This is a genomic window from Alkalibacterium sp. (genome assembly GCF_046484155.1).
Taxonomy (GTDB): domain Bacteria; phylum Bacillota; class Bacilli; order Lactobacillales; family Carnobacteriaceae_A; genus Alkalibacterium.
In genome coordinates this window covers 1-15,038 of record NZ_JAWOBT010000018.1, presented here as the reverse complement: position 1 = coordinate 15,038, position 15,038 = coordinate 1, and the positions used below count along the sequence as shown (strand labels likewise).

The following is a 15,038-nucleotide window of genomic DNA, read 5'->3' as shown; positions in this document are numbered from 1 at the left end:
GATATTAGAGGGTCAGCTGGTTTGTCAGTATGGCTTTCTGACCATTTATTTCAAAATAAGTATACGTCCGACTTGTGATCAGCAGACGATGCTGACTGTGAAATCTGATTGGACTGTTCGCTATCATCATATGCAGTTTTAACTGTTTTAAATTCAGGTAAATAAAAAGCTGATCCCGTTGCCGGTTCAGTAGCGTTCTGAACTGTGAATGACAAGGCAGCTTTCTTTAAAAAAGACAGAAAACCAAACGATTCATTGACTAAACGGAGGATTAATTTATGGACTTATCCAAATTACTTGAATCTATAGACGTTCGTGCTGAAAAAGGGTATGAGACGGACGGTAACATAAAAAAGTTGGCTTACCATTCGAGTCGCGTGGAACCCGATACGCTTTTCGTATGCATCCGCGGATTTCAGATCGATGGGCATGACTATGCTGGCTATGCAGAAAAGCACGGCGCCGCAGCTATTGTCGTAGAAAGATTCATACCCGACATAACGATACCGCAGTTCCTTGTTGCTGACAGCCGAAAAGCGCTGGCACAATTATCGGACTCCTTTTACGAAAAACCGTCACGTTTTATGCGGCTATTCGGAGTCACGGGGACAAACGGCAAGACGACCATTACATACATGACCGATGCTGTGTTTAGGGCCTATGAACTGAAAACGGGATTGATCGGCACGATCATGGTGAAGTATGACGACGTGATGATGCCGAGCGTGCTGACGACACCTGAATCTCTTGATCTGCAGAAACATTTAGCCGATATGCGGGATAAAAATATTTCCCATGTCTCGATGGAAGTTTCTTCATCCGCATTGGAGCTCCAGCGAGTCGCCAATGTCGCTTTCGATGTCGCTGCGTTCATCAATATAAGCAGAGATCACATTGACTTGCATGGGTCTTATGAAGCGTATTTCAATGCAAAAGCATCTTTTATCCGGGAGGCATCGAAAGACAGTGTTGCAGTTCTGAATATAGATGAACCTAGTTTACAGAAATTAACATCAGAAACAAAAGCTCAGGTCATTACTTTCGGAATAGAAAATACGACGGGACATCTCTCTGTCTCGGATATCGACTTGTCGAGCGGGACACCGGAATGTACGGTCCACTTGAATAAGCCAATAAAAACGCTAGGGGGCTCGGAAGTCAGCCCGACCTCATTCAGACTGCATTTAGCTGTTCTGGGTCGCTTCTCGATATATAACGCCCTGACTGCTATTGCCGCAGGCCTGGTCAACGCCATTCCTGTAGATATCATCAAGCAGGCCCTGGAAGGATTCAAAGGAGTAGAAAGACGATTCCAGCTTATCTATAACGACGAATTTATGATCATTGACGATCTGATGCTGAATGAAAACAACATCGATTCCAGCATGGCGACGATAGAAGCCCTCGATTATGACTCCGTTCATTTCGTCCATGCCGTTCGTGGCAACAGGGGGGCAAGTATCAACCGTGAGAATGCTGAAAATATGGCAGATTGGTTTAAAAGACTGAATATCAAGCAAATCATACTGACAGCCAGCCGCTCACATGTCGATAAGTTGAATCGCGTAACAGAAGAAGAAATCAAGGCTTACAGCGATGCAATGAAAAGTCGGGGCATAACCGTTGACTTCTATCAGGAACTGCCGGATGCACTCTCTGCCGGGCTTAGCAAGATAAAGACAGGAGACCTGTTGATGATCACCGGCGCCCATGGTATGGACTATGGAACGAAACTGACACTGAATGCATTGCTGGAAAGAAGAGCAGATGTCAACAGAGATGCTATAAAGGATGTCTTGAACCGGAAAGTTATAGGTATAAAAGCTGTTGACCCGATTATTCATTAACAGGCTTTTATTTTAGAAGGAAGAAAAAGGCGTGCCTTTTTCAATATCAGTGATTTCCGGATCAGTAACACTCACTCATGAATCAGTTAATACTGAGCTGGTCAGTTTTTTAAAAACTGACCAGCTCAGTATTTTATTTGTGGCGAGTGTGCCCTTTCCCGTTTGCGGTGACCAACTCGAGACGCTTTCTTGAATGAGCTCGTCGTCCTGGCATAAGAATGACCAACTTGAATTTTAATTCGCATCGAGTTTGTCATTTGTCGATCGATATGACCAGCTCAACAATTTTTAGTGAAGCGGGTTGGTCATCTAGCTGGGAAAGTGACCAGCTCAGAATTTTTAGTGAAGCGAGCTGGTCATCTAGCTGGGAAAATGACCAGCTCAGAATTTTTAGTGAAGCGGGCTGGTCATCTAACTGGTAAAATGACCAGCTCAAGATTTTTTTGAATTTGAGCCGGTCATGGCAGCGTAAAATTGACCAGCTCAACAAGCTTTCCGAAATGGGTTTGTCCTTCAAGGATAGAGCAGCATAAAAAAGTGCTCCACAGCAGTTCCCACTCAAAAATAGAGCGGGAACGGAAGCTGCGGAGCACTTTTTTTATCCAAACGGTTGAACCTTTACTGATTATTCAATGAATCAATAATAATAGCTGACGTTTCTTCAATAGATTTACTGGAAACATTGATGACCTGACAATCCAATTTATTGTATAACTCTTCGGCATATTTAATTTCTTTACGAATGCGTTCTTTACTCGAATAAGGTGTTTCCGGAGACATGCCGTAAGCAATCATGCGTTCTCTTCGGATATTGGATAACAGCTCTTCATCATTCGTTAAGCCGACCATGCGACGGGTGTCCACCTGCCATATTTCATCAGGCAAACGTGATTCGGGCATCAAAGGCAGGTTGGCTACTTTATAGCCCTGGTTAGCCATATAGATGCTCAGCGGAGTCTTGGATGTTCTTGAGATCCCTAGAATAACGATATCCGCTTCCAGAAAGCCTTTGGGATTTTTACCATCATCATATTTGACGGCAAATTCCAGAGAACTTATGCGGTTGAAATATTTATCATCCATCTTATGTTTGGCACCTGGTTTGTGTTGCGGCATGACGTTCGTTCGCGCGGTTACTTCTCTTATTAACGGATTGAGGACATCGATGCATTTTATCTTGTTTTCGGCACAAAATTCTTCGATCGTCTCGACCAAAATAGGATCGACAAAAGTATGAAGTAAAACGGCGTGGTATGTTTTTGCTTTTTCTAGAACTTCGTTTAATTGATCTTCTCCACGAATGAAGGGGAAATTCTTTAATTCATAATCCACATCAGGAAATTGAGCCAGAGCAGCATGCGCGACGTTGCTTGCTGTTCCACCCACAGAATCAGATAAGACCATAATCGTTAATGAAGGATGTGAAGACATAATTAGTTCTCCTTTCTTAAATCACTTATAGTCTTAGTATATAGGAAGTGACGTTAAATTAGAATGAATTTGAAACTTGATATTTAAATTTGTTTCGTTATACTATAGAGGAATAAATAATAATTAAGGGAAGCGATCTTAGTGGCTGCTTTTGAACAAGCTGTTAGAACTTTAAAACAAAATGGTTATAAGACGACGGGAAAAAGACAACGTATTTTAGAAGTTTTATACAACTCAAATAAATATATGTCTGCTAAAGAAGTCCAGGACCGATTGAAAAAAATGTTTCCTGGCATCAGTCCAGATACCATTTATAGAAATTTGCATATGTTTGTTGAATTAAATATCGTGGAAGAAACGGAATTAAATGGAGAAAAACTCTTTCGTGCAACGTGTGATGTAAAAGGACACCATCATCATTTCATTTGTACGGAATGCGGGAAAACAAAAAAATTGGATTGTCCGTTAGAACTTTTCCAAGATCAGCTGCCAGGCTATGAAGTAGACTCACATCGATTCGAATTATTTGGAAAATGTGAAGAGTGCTTAAAAAAAATTTAATAAGGTAATAGAAGAGCGTCGACCAATTTATTGTGATTAATTTAATGATAAGGTTGACGCTCTCTATTATATTGTATATAATAAAAATGAATTGTATTATACCTCATGTATAAATAACAATTACATCATTATAATGATAGGGAAGACCAATTGTGACTATTTCAACATTTAATGCCACATGGAACGCCCTGAACGTACGAGGGGAGGGGAAGAACGTTGACTAAAACAGATATCAAGAAAGGCGAGAATCTTGAAGATGCTCTTCGTCGTTTCAAACGTTCCGTTTCTAAATCCGGCACTCTGAAAGAAGCCCGTAAACGCGAGCACTATGAAAAACCAAGTGTTAAACGTAAGTTGAAATCTATAGAAGCACGTAAACGTAAATAATCATTTTCGTTTTGTCAGATGTTTTGAATGATAGAAGGTGAACGAGTTGAGTATACTTGATCAATTAAATAAAGATATGATCACTGCTATGAAACAGAAAGATAAAGAAACATTATCGACTGTTCGTATGTTGAAATCTGCCCTGCAAACTGAACAAATCAATAAGCGCGAAGACTTATCAGAGGAAGAAGAAGTAACGATTCTTGCTCGTGAGAAAAAACAGCGCATGGAATCTTATTCTGAATTTAAAGCCGCCGGTCGCGAAGACTTGGTGCTTAAATTGGAAAAAGAACTGTCCGTTGTCGATAATTATCTTCCGGCACAATTGAGTGAGGAAGAGGTTCGCACGATTGTTCAGGAAACAGTGGCACAAACGCAAGCATCATCCATGAAAGACATGGGTAAAGTGATGGGCGCTTTGATGCCGAAAGTTAAAGGGAAAGCAGATGGATCATTAGTAAGTTCTATCGTTAAAGAAGAATTAACTAAATAAACCTTTGATCGTGAAAAGAACGCTGTTTAGAACAATCTAAACGGTGTTCTTTTTTTTGTAATCAATTAAAATAACAGCGAAAAGCGTTATTTTCGGCAACTTCATAGAGTTTTAGTGCTATTTATGCTATTATTTATATACTTAAACGACTATGTAGTGAGAGCTGACAAGTACCTGTCAGTCTTACATAAGAAGGAGATGTTAGCCGGTTGACTGAATCGAATGAGAAACGACAAATTCATTTAGAAGATTCACAGCGGGTCTTTGCTTTATTTGGCCCTCAAAACAGTCACTTGATGTTAATGGAAGAAGAAATGGGCGTGTCGATCAACAGCCGCGGCACCCAACTTGAAATCGAAGGCAAACACGAGACCATTGATTTGATCGAATCTCTTTTTCAACAATTGCTGGTTTTGGAAGACAAAGGCATCGAAATAAAAAAAGCGGACATTGTTTCAGCGATCAGAATGGCGAAACAGAATAATCTGGCGAAATTCGTGCGCATGTACGAAGAGGAAGTCACGCGTGATAAAGACGGTAAGATCATCCGGGCGCGCAACATTGGACAACGCGACTATGTCGAATCAGTTAAAAATAATGATATTGTTTTCGGCATTGGCCCGGCCGGAACCGGGAAAACGTTCCTGGCTGTCGCAATGGCTATAGCAGCGCTGCGCAGAGGCGATGTTAAACGCATCATCTTGACCAGGCCGGCAGTCGAAGCGGGCGAATCACTCGGTTTTCTGCCAGGGGACTTGAAAGAAAAAGTAGACCCCTATCTACGTCCCATATATGACGCCCTCTTTACGATTTTCGGCACAGAACATACAAACCGGTTGATCGAGCGCGAAACCATTGAGATCGCTCCTTTGGCCTATATGCGTGGACGGACGCTGGATGATGCGTTTATCATCTTGGATGAAGCCCAAAATACGACCACTCAACAAATGAAAATGTTTTTGACCCGTTTAGGCTTCGGTTCTAAAATGGTGATCAATGGTGATATTACACAAATCGATTTGCCTAAACGAGTAAGCAGCGGACTCATTCATGCTGAACGAGTGCTAGCTAATGTCAAAGGCGTCGGGCATGTTCACTTTGATGCTGATGATGTTGTCAGACATCCTCTGGTCGCCAAAGTGATAAATGCGTATGTAAATGAACCGGATAGGATAGAGTGATGGATATAATAATACACGACGAGACGAAACGTCTGACCCGGGAAAAACTGGACTGGATGGAAGAGCTGCTGCAATTTTCCGCAGACAAACTGAACGTCCCGAAAAGTGCAGAAATTTCCATTACGGTCGTTGACGATCAGAAAATCAGAGAGATCAACAGAGAATACCGGAATAAAGATGCCGTGACTGACGTGATCAGTTTTGCATTGGAAGACGACGAAGATATTTTTATGACACTTGAACTGGAAGACGATGAAATACCAAGAGACTTGGGAGACATTTTCCTTTCTCATGACAAAGCCGTGGAACAGGCCAGCGATTATGGACACTCTGTAGATAGAGAACTTGGCTTCCTGCTCGTACATGGTTTCCTGCATTTAAATGGATACGACCATATGACAGAAGCGGATGAGAAAGAGATGTTCTCATTACAAGAGGAGATTTTAAAAGAGTATGGACTCAAACGATAAGCGCGATTTACCAGTAAAAAACAGAAAATATAGAGACTCATTCCGCTATGCATCTTGGGGTGTGAAAACGGCCTTTAAAGAAGAACGGAATATGCGTACCCATGTTTTGACTGGGCTCTTAGTTTTCGTCTTATCTTTGTTTCTGGGTCTCACCCGTGAAGAATGGCTATGGCTGATCCTGGTGAGTTACCTGGTCTTTGTCATGGAACTGATCAATACAGTTGTCGAAAATGTCGTCGATCTGATCACGGAAGAATACCATCCGATTGCTAAAAAAGTTAAAGACATGGCAGCTGCAGTTGTCCTGGTGACAGCCAGTTTCGCTGTTATAATCGGGGTAATTATTATACTGCCGAAATTACTACAAATACTATTTTAAAGAGGCGATATGAATGGATGAACAAACGAAAAAAGGATTGGTTTCAAAGGCTGATGCAATGTTGAGTAAAGCTTATGTTCCTTATTCAAAATTCCCGGTCGGTGCGGCCCTTCATACGAAAGATGGCAAAACCTATACAGGATGCAACATTGAAAACGCATCTTACGGCCTGTCTAATTGTGCCGAGCGCACGGCAATATTTAAAGCTGTTTCAGAAGGCGACAAAGAGTTCGATTATTTAGTTGTAACCGGCGGGACAGAGGAACCTATCTCTCCCTGCGGCGCATGCCGTCAAGTGATGGTTGAATTTTGCGAACCGGATATGAAAGTATTACTGACCAATAAAAAAGGAAAAATAAAAGAAACGACAGTGGCAGAATTATTGCCGGGAGCATTTCAGGCGGAGGATATGGTGTGAATAAAAAAGAAGAAGTAGCATACAAATCAGGGTTTGTCTCAATCGTGGGTCGACCAAATGTAGGGAAATCGACCTTGCTTAACCGCTTGGTCGGTCAGAAGATCGCGATCATGAGCGACAAAGCACAAACGACCCGTAACAAAATCCAGGGTATTTATACGACCGATAAAGAACAGATCGTCTTTATCGATACACCGGGTATTCACAAACCGAAACATGGTTTAGGTGACTTTATGGTGAAAACGGCACTCAGTACCTTCAACGAAGTCGATGTCGTCCTCTTTTTAGTGAACGTCACGGAAAAACGTGGCGCTGGCGATAATTTCGTCATCGATAAATTAAAACACGTTGAAAGTCCGGTGTTCCTCGTTTTAAACAAGATCGACCAGGTTCATCCAGATGAGCTGCTGCCTATTATCGAGGACTACAACAAACAAATGGAATTTACAGAGATCGTCCCCATTTCAGCTATAGACGGCAACAATGTCGACCATCTGGTGGAAACGATCGTCACCTATTTAGCGGAGGGCCCGCAATTTTATCCTGAAGACCAGGTGACCGATCACCCCGAGTACTTTATCGTGTCCGAACTGATACGTGAAAAGATCCTCGAGCGTACACGTGAAGAAATCCCTCATTCTATCGCCGTTGTTGTCGAAAGTATGCAGCGCAATGAGGATGACAAAGTGGAAGTCCGTGCAGTCATCAATGTGGAGAGAAAATCTCAAAAGGGCATTATCATCGGCAAACAGGGGAAAATGATCAAAGATATCGGTATCAACGCGCGCCGTGACATCGAGAAACTGCTTGGCGACAAAATATATCTGGAATTATTTGTGAAAGTACAAAGCGACTGGCGCGACAAGCAATCTAATCTCAAAGACTTCGGCTACAACAAAGATAACTATTGATTCAAACCAGAAAGTGAGAAGGTGGCTGAGTGTCACAGTTAGAAGAAGTGCATGGAATCGTGCTGTCTGTCAGAAGACACCGTGAAAGAGATTACCTGGTGAAGTTATTTACGCGTGAATATGGGAAGTTGATGTTTTTTGTGCGCGGAACCAAGAATCCGAACAACAAACTGAAACCGGCCATACAGCCGTTTACACAAGCCACGTATATCGCTGACATCAGAGAGCAGGGGTTAAGCTTCATTCGCGACGTCAAACTGGTGTCGCCTTTCTCCTCGATCCAGCAGGATATCTTCCTGAATGCCTACGCCACTTATATCCTTCAGTTAGCTGATGCAGCGCTGGAAGACAAGCAAGCAGACGTCCAGGTGTTCGAACAGCTGGTGCGAGGCCTGGAAGCGATCGACGAAGGCTTAGACGCCGAAGTCATCATGAATATTTTTGAAATACGCTTTTTAAGACAGTTCGGTGTCATGCCGGAACTGCGCGGGTGTGTGGTCTGCGGAGTAACCGAAGGGGCGTTCGATTATTCAAGCCTGCATCACGGCTTGCTGTGTCCCGCACATTACCACGAAGACGAACGGCGCTACCACGCAAGTCCCAAAGCCATTCATTTCATCAGGCTGTTTTCGGTGATATCTTTTGATAAGATCAAGTCTATTTCGATCACGGATGAAACGAAAAAAGAAATCAGAGCAGTCATCGACCAGCTTTATGATGAAATGGTCGGGATCAAACTCAAAAGTCGCCGGTTCATTGACAGTATGAAACAATGGGAAAACATGCTGAAACCCTCTCCGGATAAAAAAGAGTGAACAGTTATGCATTGACAAACCGTGTATTTCATATAAGATAAAGTGTAGAAATTAAATACAAGACACGATGAAGGAAAAAAGTAAAAACAGGTGATCTAAAAAGCGACTGTAGGTAAGTGCGAGCTACGGGGGGACCCTGTTTTGAAAGGCATCCGGAGTGTCCATTTAAAAGAGCTGACTTTGACTATCAAAGTCAGAAGTAGGGTGGAACCGCGAGAAGACTCGTCCCTATACTGAACACACGTGTCAGTATAGGGACGGGTCTTTTTTATGTTTTCGTTTCAATAAAAGGAGAGAAGAAAATGGAAGAAGTAAAGACATTTCAAGATATTATTCTTACGCTGCAGCAGTTCTGGTCCAAACAAGGGTGCATGCTGATGCAGGCTTATGACACTGAAAAAGGGGCTGGAACGATGAGTCCTTATACTTTTTTACGCGCCATTGGACCAGAACCATGGAATGCCGCTTATGTAGAACCGAGTCGTCGTCCCGCTGACGGACGCTACGGAAAAAACCCCAACCGTCTGTACCAGCACCATCAATTTCAAGTGGTGATGAAACCTTCACCTGAAAATATCCAGGATCTTTATATCGAGAGCCTGAAAGCTTTAGGCATCGATCCGCTGAAACATGATATTCGTTTTGTCGAAGATAACTGGGAGAACCCGTCTCTCGGATGTGCCGGTTTAGGCTGGGAAGTCTGGCTGGACGGCATGGAAGTCACGCAGTTCACCTATTTCCAGCAAGTCGGTGGTCTGGAAGTGGATTCCGTCACCAGTGAGCTTACATACGGTCTGGAACGTCTGGCTTCATACATTCAAGATGTGGACAGTGTGTATGACATCGAATGGGCGCCCGGTGTTAAATACGGTGAGATCTTTATGCAGCCGGAATATGAACATTCTGCTTATTCGTTCGATCACAGCGATAAGGCCTTTTTATTCAGTCAATTCGCCGCCTTTGAAAAAGAAGCGTTGAAACAGATCGAGAACAAACTGGTCCATCCTGCCTATGATTATGTGCTCAAATGCAGCCACGCCTTCAACTTGCTGGATGCAAGAGGCGCTGTATCGGCGACAGATCGCCCGGATTATCTCAAGCGCATCCGTCATATGGCCCGCTTGATCGCCAAGGGCTTTTTAGAAGAACGGGCAAAACTTTCCTTCCCACTTTTAAAAGACAACGAAGCAGCTAAGTGGATCGAAAAGTACGGCGTTAAGGAGGAGAAATAAATGACACACACATTCTTGCTCGAAATAGGATTGGAAGAAATGCCTGCGAAAGTTGTCGAGCCTTCAGCCGATCAATTAAAAGAACTGGTCAAAACGCATCTCAAAGAACATGGTTTAGGTCACCAGGGACTAGCCGTCTACAGTACTCCCAGACGCCTGGCCGTGAGTGTGACCGAGTTGGAAGAAAAACAGGCGGATAGGAACGAAACAGTCAAAGGTCCCGCTAAACGGATCGCCCTGGATGATGCAGGCAACTGGTCTAAAGCAGCGATCGGTTTTGCTAGAGGTCAAAAAGCGTCTGTCGAAGAGATCGTCTTTAAAGAAGTAAAAGGTGAAGAGTATGTGTTCATTGAAAAAGAAATCAAGGGTCAAAGCGCTGAACAGGTACTGGAAAGTTTGGCTGACCGTATCCCTTCGATGACCTTCCCCGTTTCGATGAAGTGGGGCAATACGTCTTATAAATTCATCCGTCCGGTGCATTGGCTGGTTGCCTTACTCGATGATGAGGTCGTCGCTATGGAACTGTTCGACGTGAAGTCAGGCAAGGAGACAAGAGGTCACCGCTTTTTAGGAAAAGCAGTGACCTTGGATCACGCCTCAGCTTATCAGGAAACACTGAAGCAGGAAGCTGTTTTAGTCGACCGCGAAGAACGTCAGGAAGAGATCGTCAAGCAGATCAAAGCCTTATGTCAGCAAAAAAACTGGCAGGATCCGACGGACAACGCGTCACTTGTAAATGAAGTCACGGATCTGGTCGAATACCCGACCGTTTTTTACGGTTCCTTTGACGAATCGTTTTTGAAGGTGCCTGAAGCCGTTCTGGAAACAGCCATGGCCGATCATCAGCGTTATTTCCCCGTCCGTGGAGACGATCAGGAGGCAGCGTTTTTACCTTATTTTATCGCCGTCAGAAACGGCAACGGCCAGGGTCTGGATCACGTGCGTAAGGGCAATGAAAAAGTCTTGAGTGCACGCTTGGCTGATGCCGCCTTCTTCTATGAAGAAGACAATAAACACACGATCGCTCATTTTGTTGAAAAACTGAAAACTGTTTCGTTCCACGAAAAAATCGGTTCACTTTATGAGAAACAGGAACGTATCGAACGTCTTGCCCAATTCCTTGTTCCGTATTTCGATTTGAAAGCCGAGGGCGAAGCGGATGTGAAACGCGCAGCTCAAATCTGCAAATTTGATTTGGTGACACAAACAGTCACCGAGTTCACTTCTCTGCAAGGGAAGATAGCGGGTATATTTGCTGAAGAAAGAGGCGAAACGGATACGGTATCAGCGGCTTTAGCCGAGCAATATCTGCCGGACAGTATGGAAGGTGGGCTTCCTCGCACAAAAGCGGGCGCCCTGATATCTCTCGCAGATAAAATGGATTCACTGATGTCGTTCTTCGCTATCGGACTTGTGCCGACCGGGTCAAATGATCCTTTCGCTTTAAGAAGACAAGCTATGGGAATCGTACGGATCATCAAAGCCTTTGATCTCTCCTTTTCGATCACGGATCTGATGGATGCGATCATCCTGGAAACACAAAACATTGAGACCAAAGCCCTTTATGAACAAAACAAAGAGAGTGTCAGCCGATTCATTCTAGATCGACTGGATCTATGGCTTTCTAAAAATGCCGGTCTGGAGAAAGAGCATGACGTGAGAACCGCTGTTCTTGGGTCATCACATGATAACTTGATCGCTTTGATCGACCAGGCGCGTGTTTTAAAAGAGGAGAAACAGTCGGAACAATTTAAACCGGTGGTCGAATCTCTGACACGGGTCGCCAATCTCGCTGAAAAAGCGGATGATGACGTAAGTGTGGCTGTCGACTTGCTTGAATCTGACTCAGAGCGTGATCTTAATGACGCCGTGGATGCCATCGAAATACTGACGGAAAAAGATATCAGTGCTGAGCAGAAATGGCAGCAGTTCGTTCAATTGCATCCGTTGATCGATACCTTTTTCGATGAAAACATGGTCATGACCAAAGATGAAGCGGTGAAGGCCAATCGTCTGGCACTGCTAAATCGCATCAATAAATTAGTACGACCGTTTGCCCGGTTTAATGCGCTAGTGATCAAATAATCAGACAGAGAAGGCAGTAAAGCTGTCTTCTTTCGTTTATATAGGGAATTAAATGGAGTTTGACTGAAGGAGTAGCCTCTTATGCTAAAACAATTTTTCTCTTATTACCGACCGTATAGAAAGTTATTCACCCTGGATTTTTCGGCCGCGACGGTGGTAGCCGTTTTGGAACTGGCCTTTCCCATCATAGTCCAGCAAGTCGTCAATCAGATCCTGCCGAGCGGCAACTGGCCACTTGTCATCGGGGTGTCCATCGGCTTATTGGTCATCTACGCCATCAACACGACACTGCATTTTGTCGTTACATATTACGGGCACAAACTGGGAACGAATATCGAAACAGATATGCGTCAGGATCTCTACAATCACCTGCAGAAACAATCTTTTTCCTATTTCGATGACCGGGAAACAGGCACGCTGATCACACGATTGACATCCGATCTGTTTGAGATCGCTGAAGTCGCCCACCATGGACCTGAAGATATCTTTATCACCATCTTTACGTTACTGGGTGCTTTCGGTTTAATGCTGAGTGTCCATGTGCCTTTGGCGATCATGACGTTCATCCTGGTCCCGTTTATCGCTGTGGCACTGGGATTCTTCAATAAACGTATGACCCAGGTCAATACGCAGATCTATGATGACTTGGGTAATTTCAGTGCGGGTATCGAAGCGTCAGTCGGCGGCATCCGTGTCGTTCAGGCTTTTTCAAATGAAGACTATGAACAAAGACGTTTCGAGCATTTGAATCAGGCCTATAAAAAATCCAAATATCTCTTTTACAAGACCATGGCTATCAGTCATTCGTATAACTACTTTTTCATTCGCCTGATCAGCTTGTTCACCCTGTTTTTCGGCGCCTATTTCACCATTCAAGGCGAAATAAGCTATGGTGATCTGGTTGCCTTTATCTTGTTTGCCAACGTGTTTGTCCGTCCGATCGAAAGAGTGAACCACATGATCGAAAGTTACCCTAAAGGCATCGCTGGGTTCAGACGCCTGCTTGATGAAATGAATCGCCATCCTGATGTGAAAGACACCGATTATGCTTATGACGTCCAGACGCTTAAAGGCGATATCGAATATAAAAATGTGGTGTTCAGCTACGAAAAAGATCAAGTGGTCTTGAAAGACATCAACTTGAAAATCGATGCGGGTGAGACCATCGCCTTTGTCGGACCTAGTGGGGCAGGAAAAACCACGATATGCAATCTGCTGCCGCGCTTTTATGACATAGACAGCGGTAAAATAACCATCGACGGGTATTCCATCAAAGAAATTACCTTGAAGTCCTTACGCGAACAGATCGGCGTCGTCCAGCAAGACGTGTTCCTGTTCCCCGGGACCATTAGAGAAAATATCCTGTATGGTAAACTGGAGGCAACAGAGGCCGAAGTTCAGGCTGCCGTCAAGATGGCCAATCTCGAAGATGTGGTCGACAACCTGCCGAGAGGACTGGAAACCGTCATTGGCGAACGCGGGGTCAAATTATCCGGCGGTCAGAAACAGCGTTTGTCTATTGCCCGTATGTTCTTAAAGAATCCGCCCATCCTGATACTGGACGAAGCCACATCAGCTTTGGATACAGAAACAGAACAAGCCATCCAGGAAGCTTTAGAAAGCTTGTCCAAAGGAAGAACGACTTTGATTATCGCCCATCGTCTGGCAACGATCCGTAATGCCGACCGCATTGTCGTCGTTGCAGATAAAGCGATAGTCGAGCAAGGAAGTCATGATGAACTGATCGCTCAAGGCGGCGCCTACAAAGCTTTGTATGACGCCCAATTTTCTTGAGAAAACTCTAAAAAACTCTGATGAGGAGGAATACTATGGAAGCAGAACAAAGACGTGAAGAAATTCTTAAAGCCTTAAAGAATCGTTCCACGCCAATAGTCGCTCGCGAACTGGCGACACAGTTTGACGTCAGTCGGCAAGTGATCGTCGGTGATATCGCCTTACTCAGAGCTGCGGGTGAGGATATTTATGCCACCCCCAAAGGCTACATGATGAGAAAAGCGGGAGCTGCTGATGTGACCGCTCAACTGGTCTGCGTGCACACGCGTGAAGAAACCCGAGAAGAACTCTATACCATTGTGGACTGCGGATGCGAAGTGATAGATGTGATCGTGGAACACCCGTTATATGGCATGATGAGGGGAGATTTAAATATTTCCAGTCGCCTGGAAGCTGATGAATTCCTCGGCAAACTTGATGAAACCGAGACGCTATTGCTTTCTACGTTGACAGAGGGCATCCATACCCACACGATCAGGGCCAAAGATGAAGCGACACGGGACAAATGTATCCTTGGTCTCAGAGAAAAAGGCTTTCTATACGAATAAAGCTATTGACATCTCCGGGAATCTGCGTATACTTTAAAGGTGTAAAGACACCCATATATACATAGATGAAGGAGATGTTTTTTATCAAAAAGACGAATACTTTAAAATTGACGATCACCGCTTTACTGACCGCCATCGCAATCATGATCCCGATGGTCATGCCGATCAAAGTGTTACTTGAGCCGGCTTCGTTCACCTTAGCAAGCCATGTGCCTATATTTTTCGCGTTGTTTCTTTCACCGCAGATCGCCGTGCTCGTATCACTTGGCTCAGCAGTTGGTTTTTTGCTTGCCGGTTTCCCGATCGTCATTACACTTCGGGCGCTCAGTCACGTCGTGTTCGCACTGGTCGGGGCGCTTTATATAAACAATAGGAGAGAAGACATCCTTTCTTCACCTGTGAAGAGCTATATTTTCTCGTTTTGGCTGGGGATCGTGCATGCTTTAGCTGAAGTCGCCGTTGTTTCTTTATTTTTCTTCGGATTAG

The 15,038-nt window shown here is 44.1% G+C and carries 17 protein-coding genes; 16 read left to right on the top strand and 1 reads right to left on the bottom strand.

Annotated elements, in window-relative coordinates:
- Nucleotides 1-278: 278 nt before the first annotated feature.
- Together R6U02_RS01715 and R6U02_RS01710 are read left to right on the top strand one after the other, a co-directional pair.
- Nucleotides 279-1,847, top strand: a complete 1,569-nt coding sequence (locus R6U02_RS01715; RefSeq protein ID WP_410261902.1) for a Mur ligase family protein — start codon at nucleotides 279-281, stop codon at nucleotides 1,845-1,847.
- Nucleotides 1,848-2,116: 269 nt separating this feature from the next.
- Nucleotides 2,117-2,269, top strand: a complete 153-nt coding sequence (locus tag R6U02_RS01710; protein ID WP_410261901.1) for a hypothetical protein — start codon at nucleotides 2,117-2,119, stop codon at nucleotides 2,267-2,269.
- 196 nt (nucleotides 2,270-2,465) lie between these two features.
- Here R6U02_RS01710 and R6U02_RS01705 read toward each other — a convergent pair whose 3' ends face one another.
- Nucleotides 2,466-3,278 carry a pyruvate, water dikinase regulatory protein gene (locus R6U02_RS01705; RefSeq protein ID WP_410261900.1) on the bottom strand — a complete coding sequence of 271 codons (813 nt, stop codon included), beginning with the start codon at nucleotides 3,276-3,278 and terminating at the stop codon, nucleotides 2,466-2,468.
- Nucleotides 3,279-3,419: 141 nt separating this feature from the next.
- On the opposite strand from R6U02_RS01705, the gene R6U02_RS01700 reads away from it, so the two are divergent.
- The 14 genes from R6U02_RS01700 to R6U02_RS01635 form a co-directional block, all read left to right on the top strand.
- A complete protein-coding gene (locus tag R6U02_RS01700) occupies nucleotides 3,420-3,839 on the top strand; it encodes a Fur family transcriptional regulator (protein ID WP_410261899.1) in 420 nt (139 codons plus the stop codon).
- A 216-nt stretch (nucleotides 3,840-4,055) separates the two neighbouring features.
- Nucleotides 4,056-4,226, top strand: coding sequence for a 30S ribosomal protein S21 (gene rpsU, locus R6U02_RS01695; protein WP_410261898.1), 171 nt, complete (start codon nucleotides 4,056-4,058; stop codon nucleotides 4,224-4,226).
- A 46-nt stretch (nucleotides 4,227-4,272) separates the two neighbouring features.
- The gene (locus tag R6U02_RS01690; protein ID WP_410261897.1) at nucleotides 4,273-4,719 is read left to right on the top strand and encodes a GatB/YqeY domain-containing protein; all 447 of its coding nucleotides are present in this window, start codon (nucleotides 4,273-4,275) and stop codon (nucleotides 4,717-4,719) included.
- A gap of 209 nt (nucleotides 4,720-4,928) precedes the next feature.
- Entirely contained in the window at nucleotides 4,929-5,900 is a 972-nt protein-coding gene (locus tag R6U02_RS01685) for a PhoH family protein (RefSeq protein ID WP_410261896.1), read from the top strand.
- Nucleotides 5,900-6,370, top strand: coding sequence for an rRNA maturation RNase YbeY (gene ybeY / locus R6U02_RS01680; RefSeq protein WP_410261903.1), 471 nt, complete (start codon nucleotides 5,900-5,902; stop codon nucleotides 6,368-6,370). The genes R6U02_RS01685 and ybeY overlap by 1 nt, the downstream gene beginning before the upstream one ends.
- Nucleotides 6,354-6,749: a diacylglycerol kinase family protein gene (locus R6U02_RS01675; protein WP_410261895.1), complete on the top strand. Its 396-nt coding sequence runs from the start codon at nucleotides 6,354-6,356 to the stop codon at nucleotides 6,747-6,749. Before ybeY ends, R6U02_RS01675 begins: the two co-directional genes overlap by 17 nt.
- Nucleotides 6,750-6,762: 13 nt before the next feature.
- A complete protein-coding gene (locus R6U02_RS01670; protein ID WP_410261894.1) occupies nucleotides 6,763-7,167 on the top strand; it encodes a cytidine deaminase in 405 nt (134 codons plus the stop codon).
- Complete coding sequence (gene era / locus R6U02_RS01665) at nucleotides 7,164-8,078, top strand: GTPase Era (RefSeq protein WP_410261893.1); 915 nt, start codon at nucleotides 7,164-7,166, stop codon at nucleotides 8,076-8,078. Before R6U02_RS01670 ends, era begins: the two co-directional genes overlap by 4 nt.
- A gap of 29 nt (nucleotides 8,079-8,107) precedes the next feature.
- Nucleotides 8,108-8,893 (top strand): DNA repair protein RecO, encoded by a 786-nt coding sequence (gene recO / locus R6U02_RS01660; protein ID WP_410261892.1) that lies wholly within the window; start codon nucleotides 8,108-8,110, stop codon nucleotides 8,891-8,893.
- A 302-nt stretch (nucleotides 8,894-9,195) separates the two neighbouring features.
- A complete protein-coding gene (glyQ, locus tag R6U02_RS01655) occupies nucleotides 9,196-10,125 on the top strand; it encodes a glycine--tRNA ligase subunit alpha (protein WP_410261891.1) in 930 nt (309 codons plus the stop codon).
- Nucleotides 10,126-12,210 carry a glycine--tRNA ligase subunit beta gene (gene glyS, locus R6U02_RS01650; protein WP_410261890.1) on the top strand — a complete coding sequence of 695 codons (2,085 nt, stop codon included), beginning with the start codon at nucleotides 10,126-10,128 and terminating at the stop codon, nucleotides 12,208-12,210. It abuts the gene before it with no gap.
- A gap of 81 nt (nucleotides 12,211-12,291) precedes the next feature.
- Nucleotides 12,292-14,004 carry an ABC transporter ATP-binding protein gene (locus R6U02_RS01645; RefSeq protein ID WP_410261889.1) on the top strand — a complete coding sequence of 571 codons (1,713 nt, stop codon included), beginning with the start codon at nucleotides 12,292-12,294 and terminating at the stop codon, nucleotides 14,002-14,004.
- 35 nt (nucleotides 14,005-14,039) lie between these two features.
- Nucleotides 14,040-14,552 carry a transcription repressor NadR gene (locus R6U02_RS01640; RefSeq protein WP_410261888.1) on the top strand — a complete coding sequence of 171 codons (513 nt, stop codon included), beginning with the start codon at nucleotides 14,040-14,042 and terminating at the stop codon, nucleotides 14,550-14,552.
- Between the two features lie 65 nt (nucleotides 14,553-14,617).
- Nucleotides 14,618-15,038, top strand: a 421-nt coding sequence (locus R6U02_RS01635; RefSeq protein ID WP_410261887.1) for an ECF transporter S component, incomplete at its 3' end; no start/stop codon positions are given.

What these genes read in the sequence shown, in the direction of transcription:
- R6U02_RS01645 (WP_410261889.1), top strand. Translation starts at nt 12,292, where the DNA reads ATGCTAAAACAATTTTTCTCTTATTACCGACCGTATAGAAAGTTATTC.
- R6U02_RS01710 (WP_410261901.1), top strand. Translation starts at nt 2,117, where the DNA reads ATGACCAGCTCAACAATTTTTAGTGAAGCGGGTTGGTCATCTAGCTGG.
- R6U02_RS01705 (WP_410261900.1), bottom strand. Translation starts at nt 3,278, where the DNA reads ATGTCTTCACATCCTTCATTAACGATTATGGTCTTATCTGATTCTGTG.
- R6U02_RS01675 (WP_410261895.1), top strand. Translation starts at nt 6,354, where the DNA reads ATGGACTCAAACGATAAGCGCGATTTACCAGTAAAAAACAGAAAATAT.
- glyS (WP_410261890.1), top strand. Translation starts at nt 10,126, where the DNA reads ATGACACACACATTCTTGCTCGAAATAGGATTGGAAGAAATGCCTGCG.
- R6U02_RS01715 (WP_410261902.1), top strand. Translation starts at nt 279, where the DNA reads ATGGACTTATCCAAATTACTTGAATCTATAGACGTTCGTGCTGAAAAA.
- glyQ (WP_410261891.1), top strand. Translation starts at nt 9,196, where the DNA reads ATGGAAGAAGTAAAGACATTTCAAGATATTATTCTTACGCTGCAGCAG.
- R6U02_RS01670 (WP_410261894.1), top strand. Translation starts at nt 6,763, where the DNA reads ATGGATGAACAAACGAAAAAAGGATTGGTTTCAAAGGCTGATGCAATG.
- R6U02_RS01640 (WP_410261888.1), top strand. Translation starts at nt 14,040, where the DNA reads ATGGAAGCAGAACAAAGACGTGAAGAAATTCTTAAAGCCTTAAAGAAT.
- ybeY (WP_410261903.1), top strand. Translation starts at nt 5,900, where the DNA reads ATGGATATAATAATACACGACGAGACGAAACGTCTGACCCGGGAAAAA.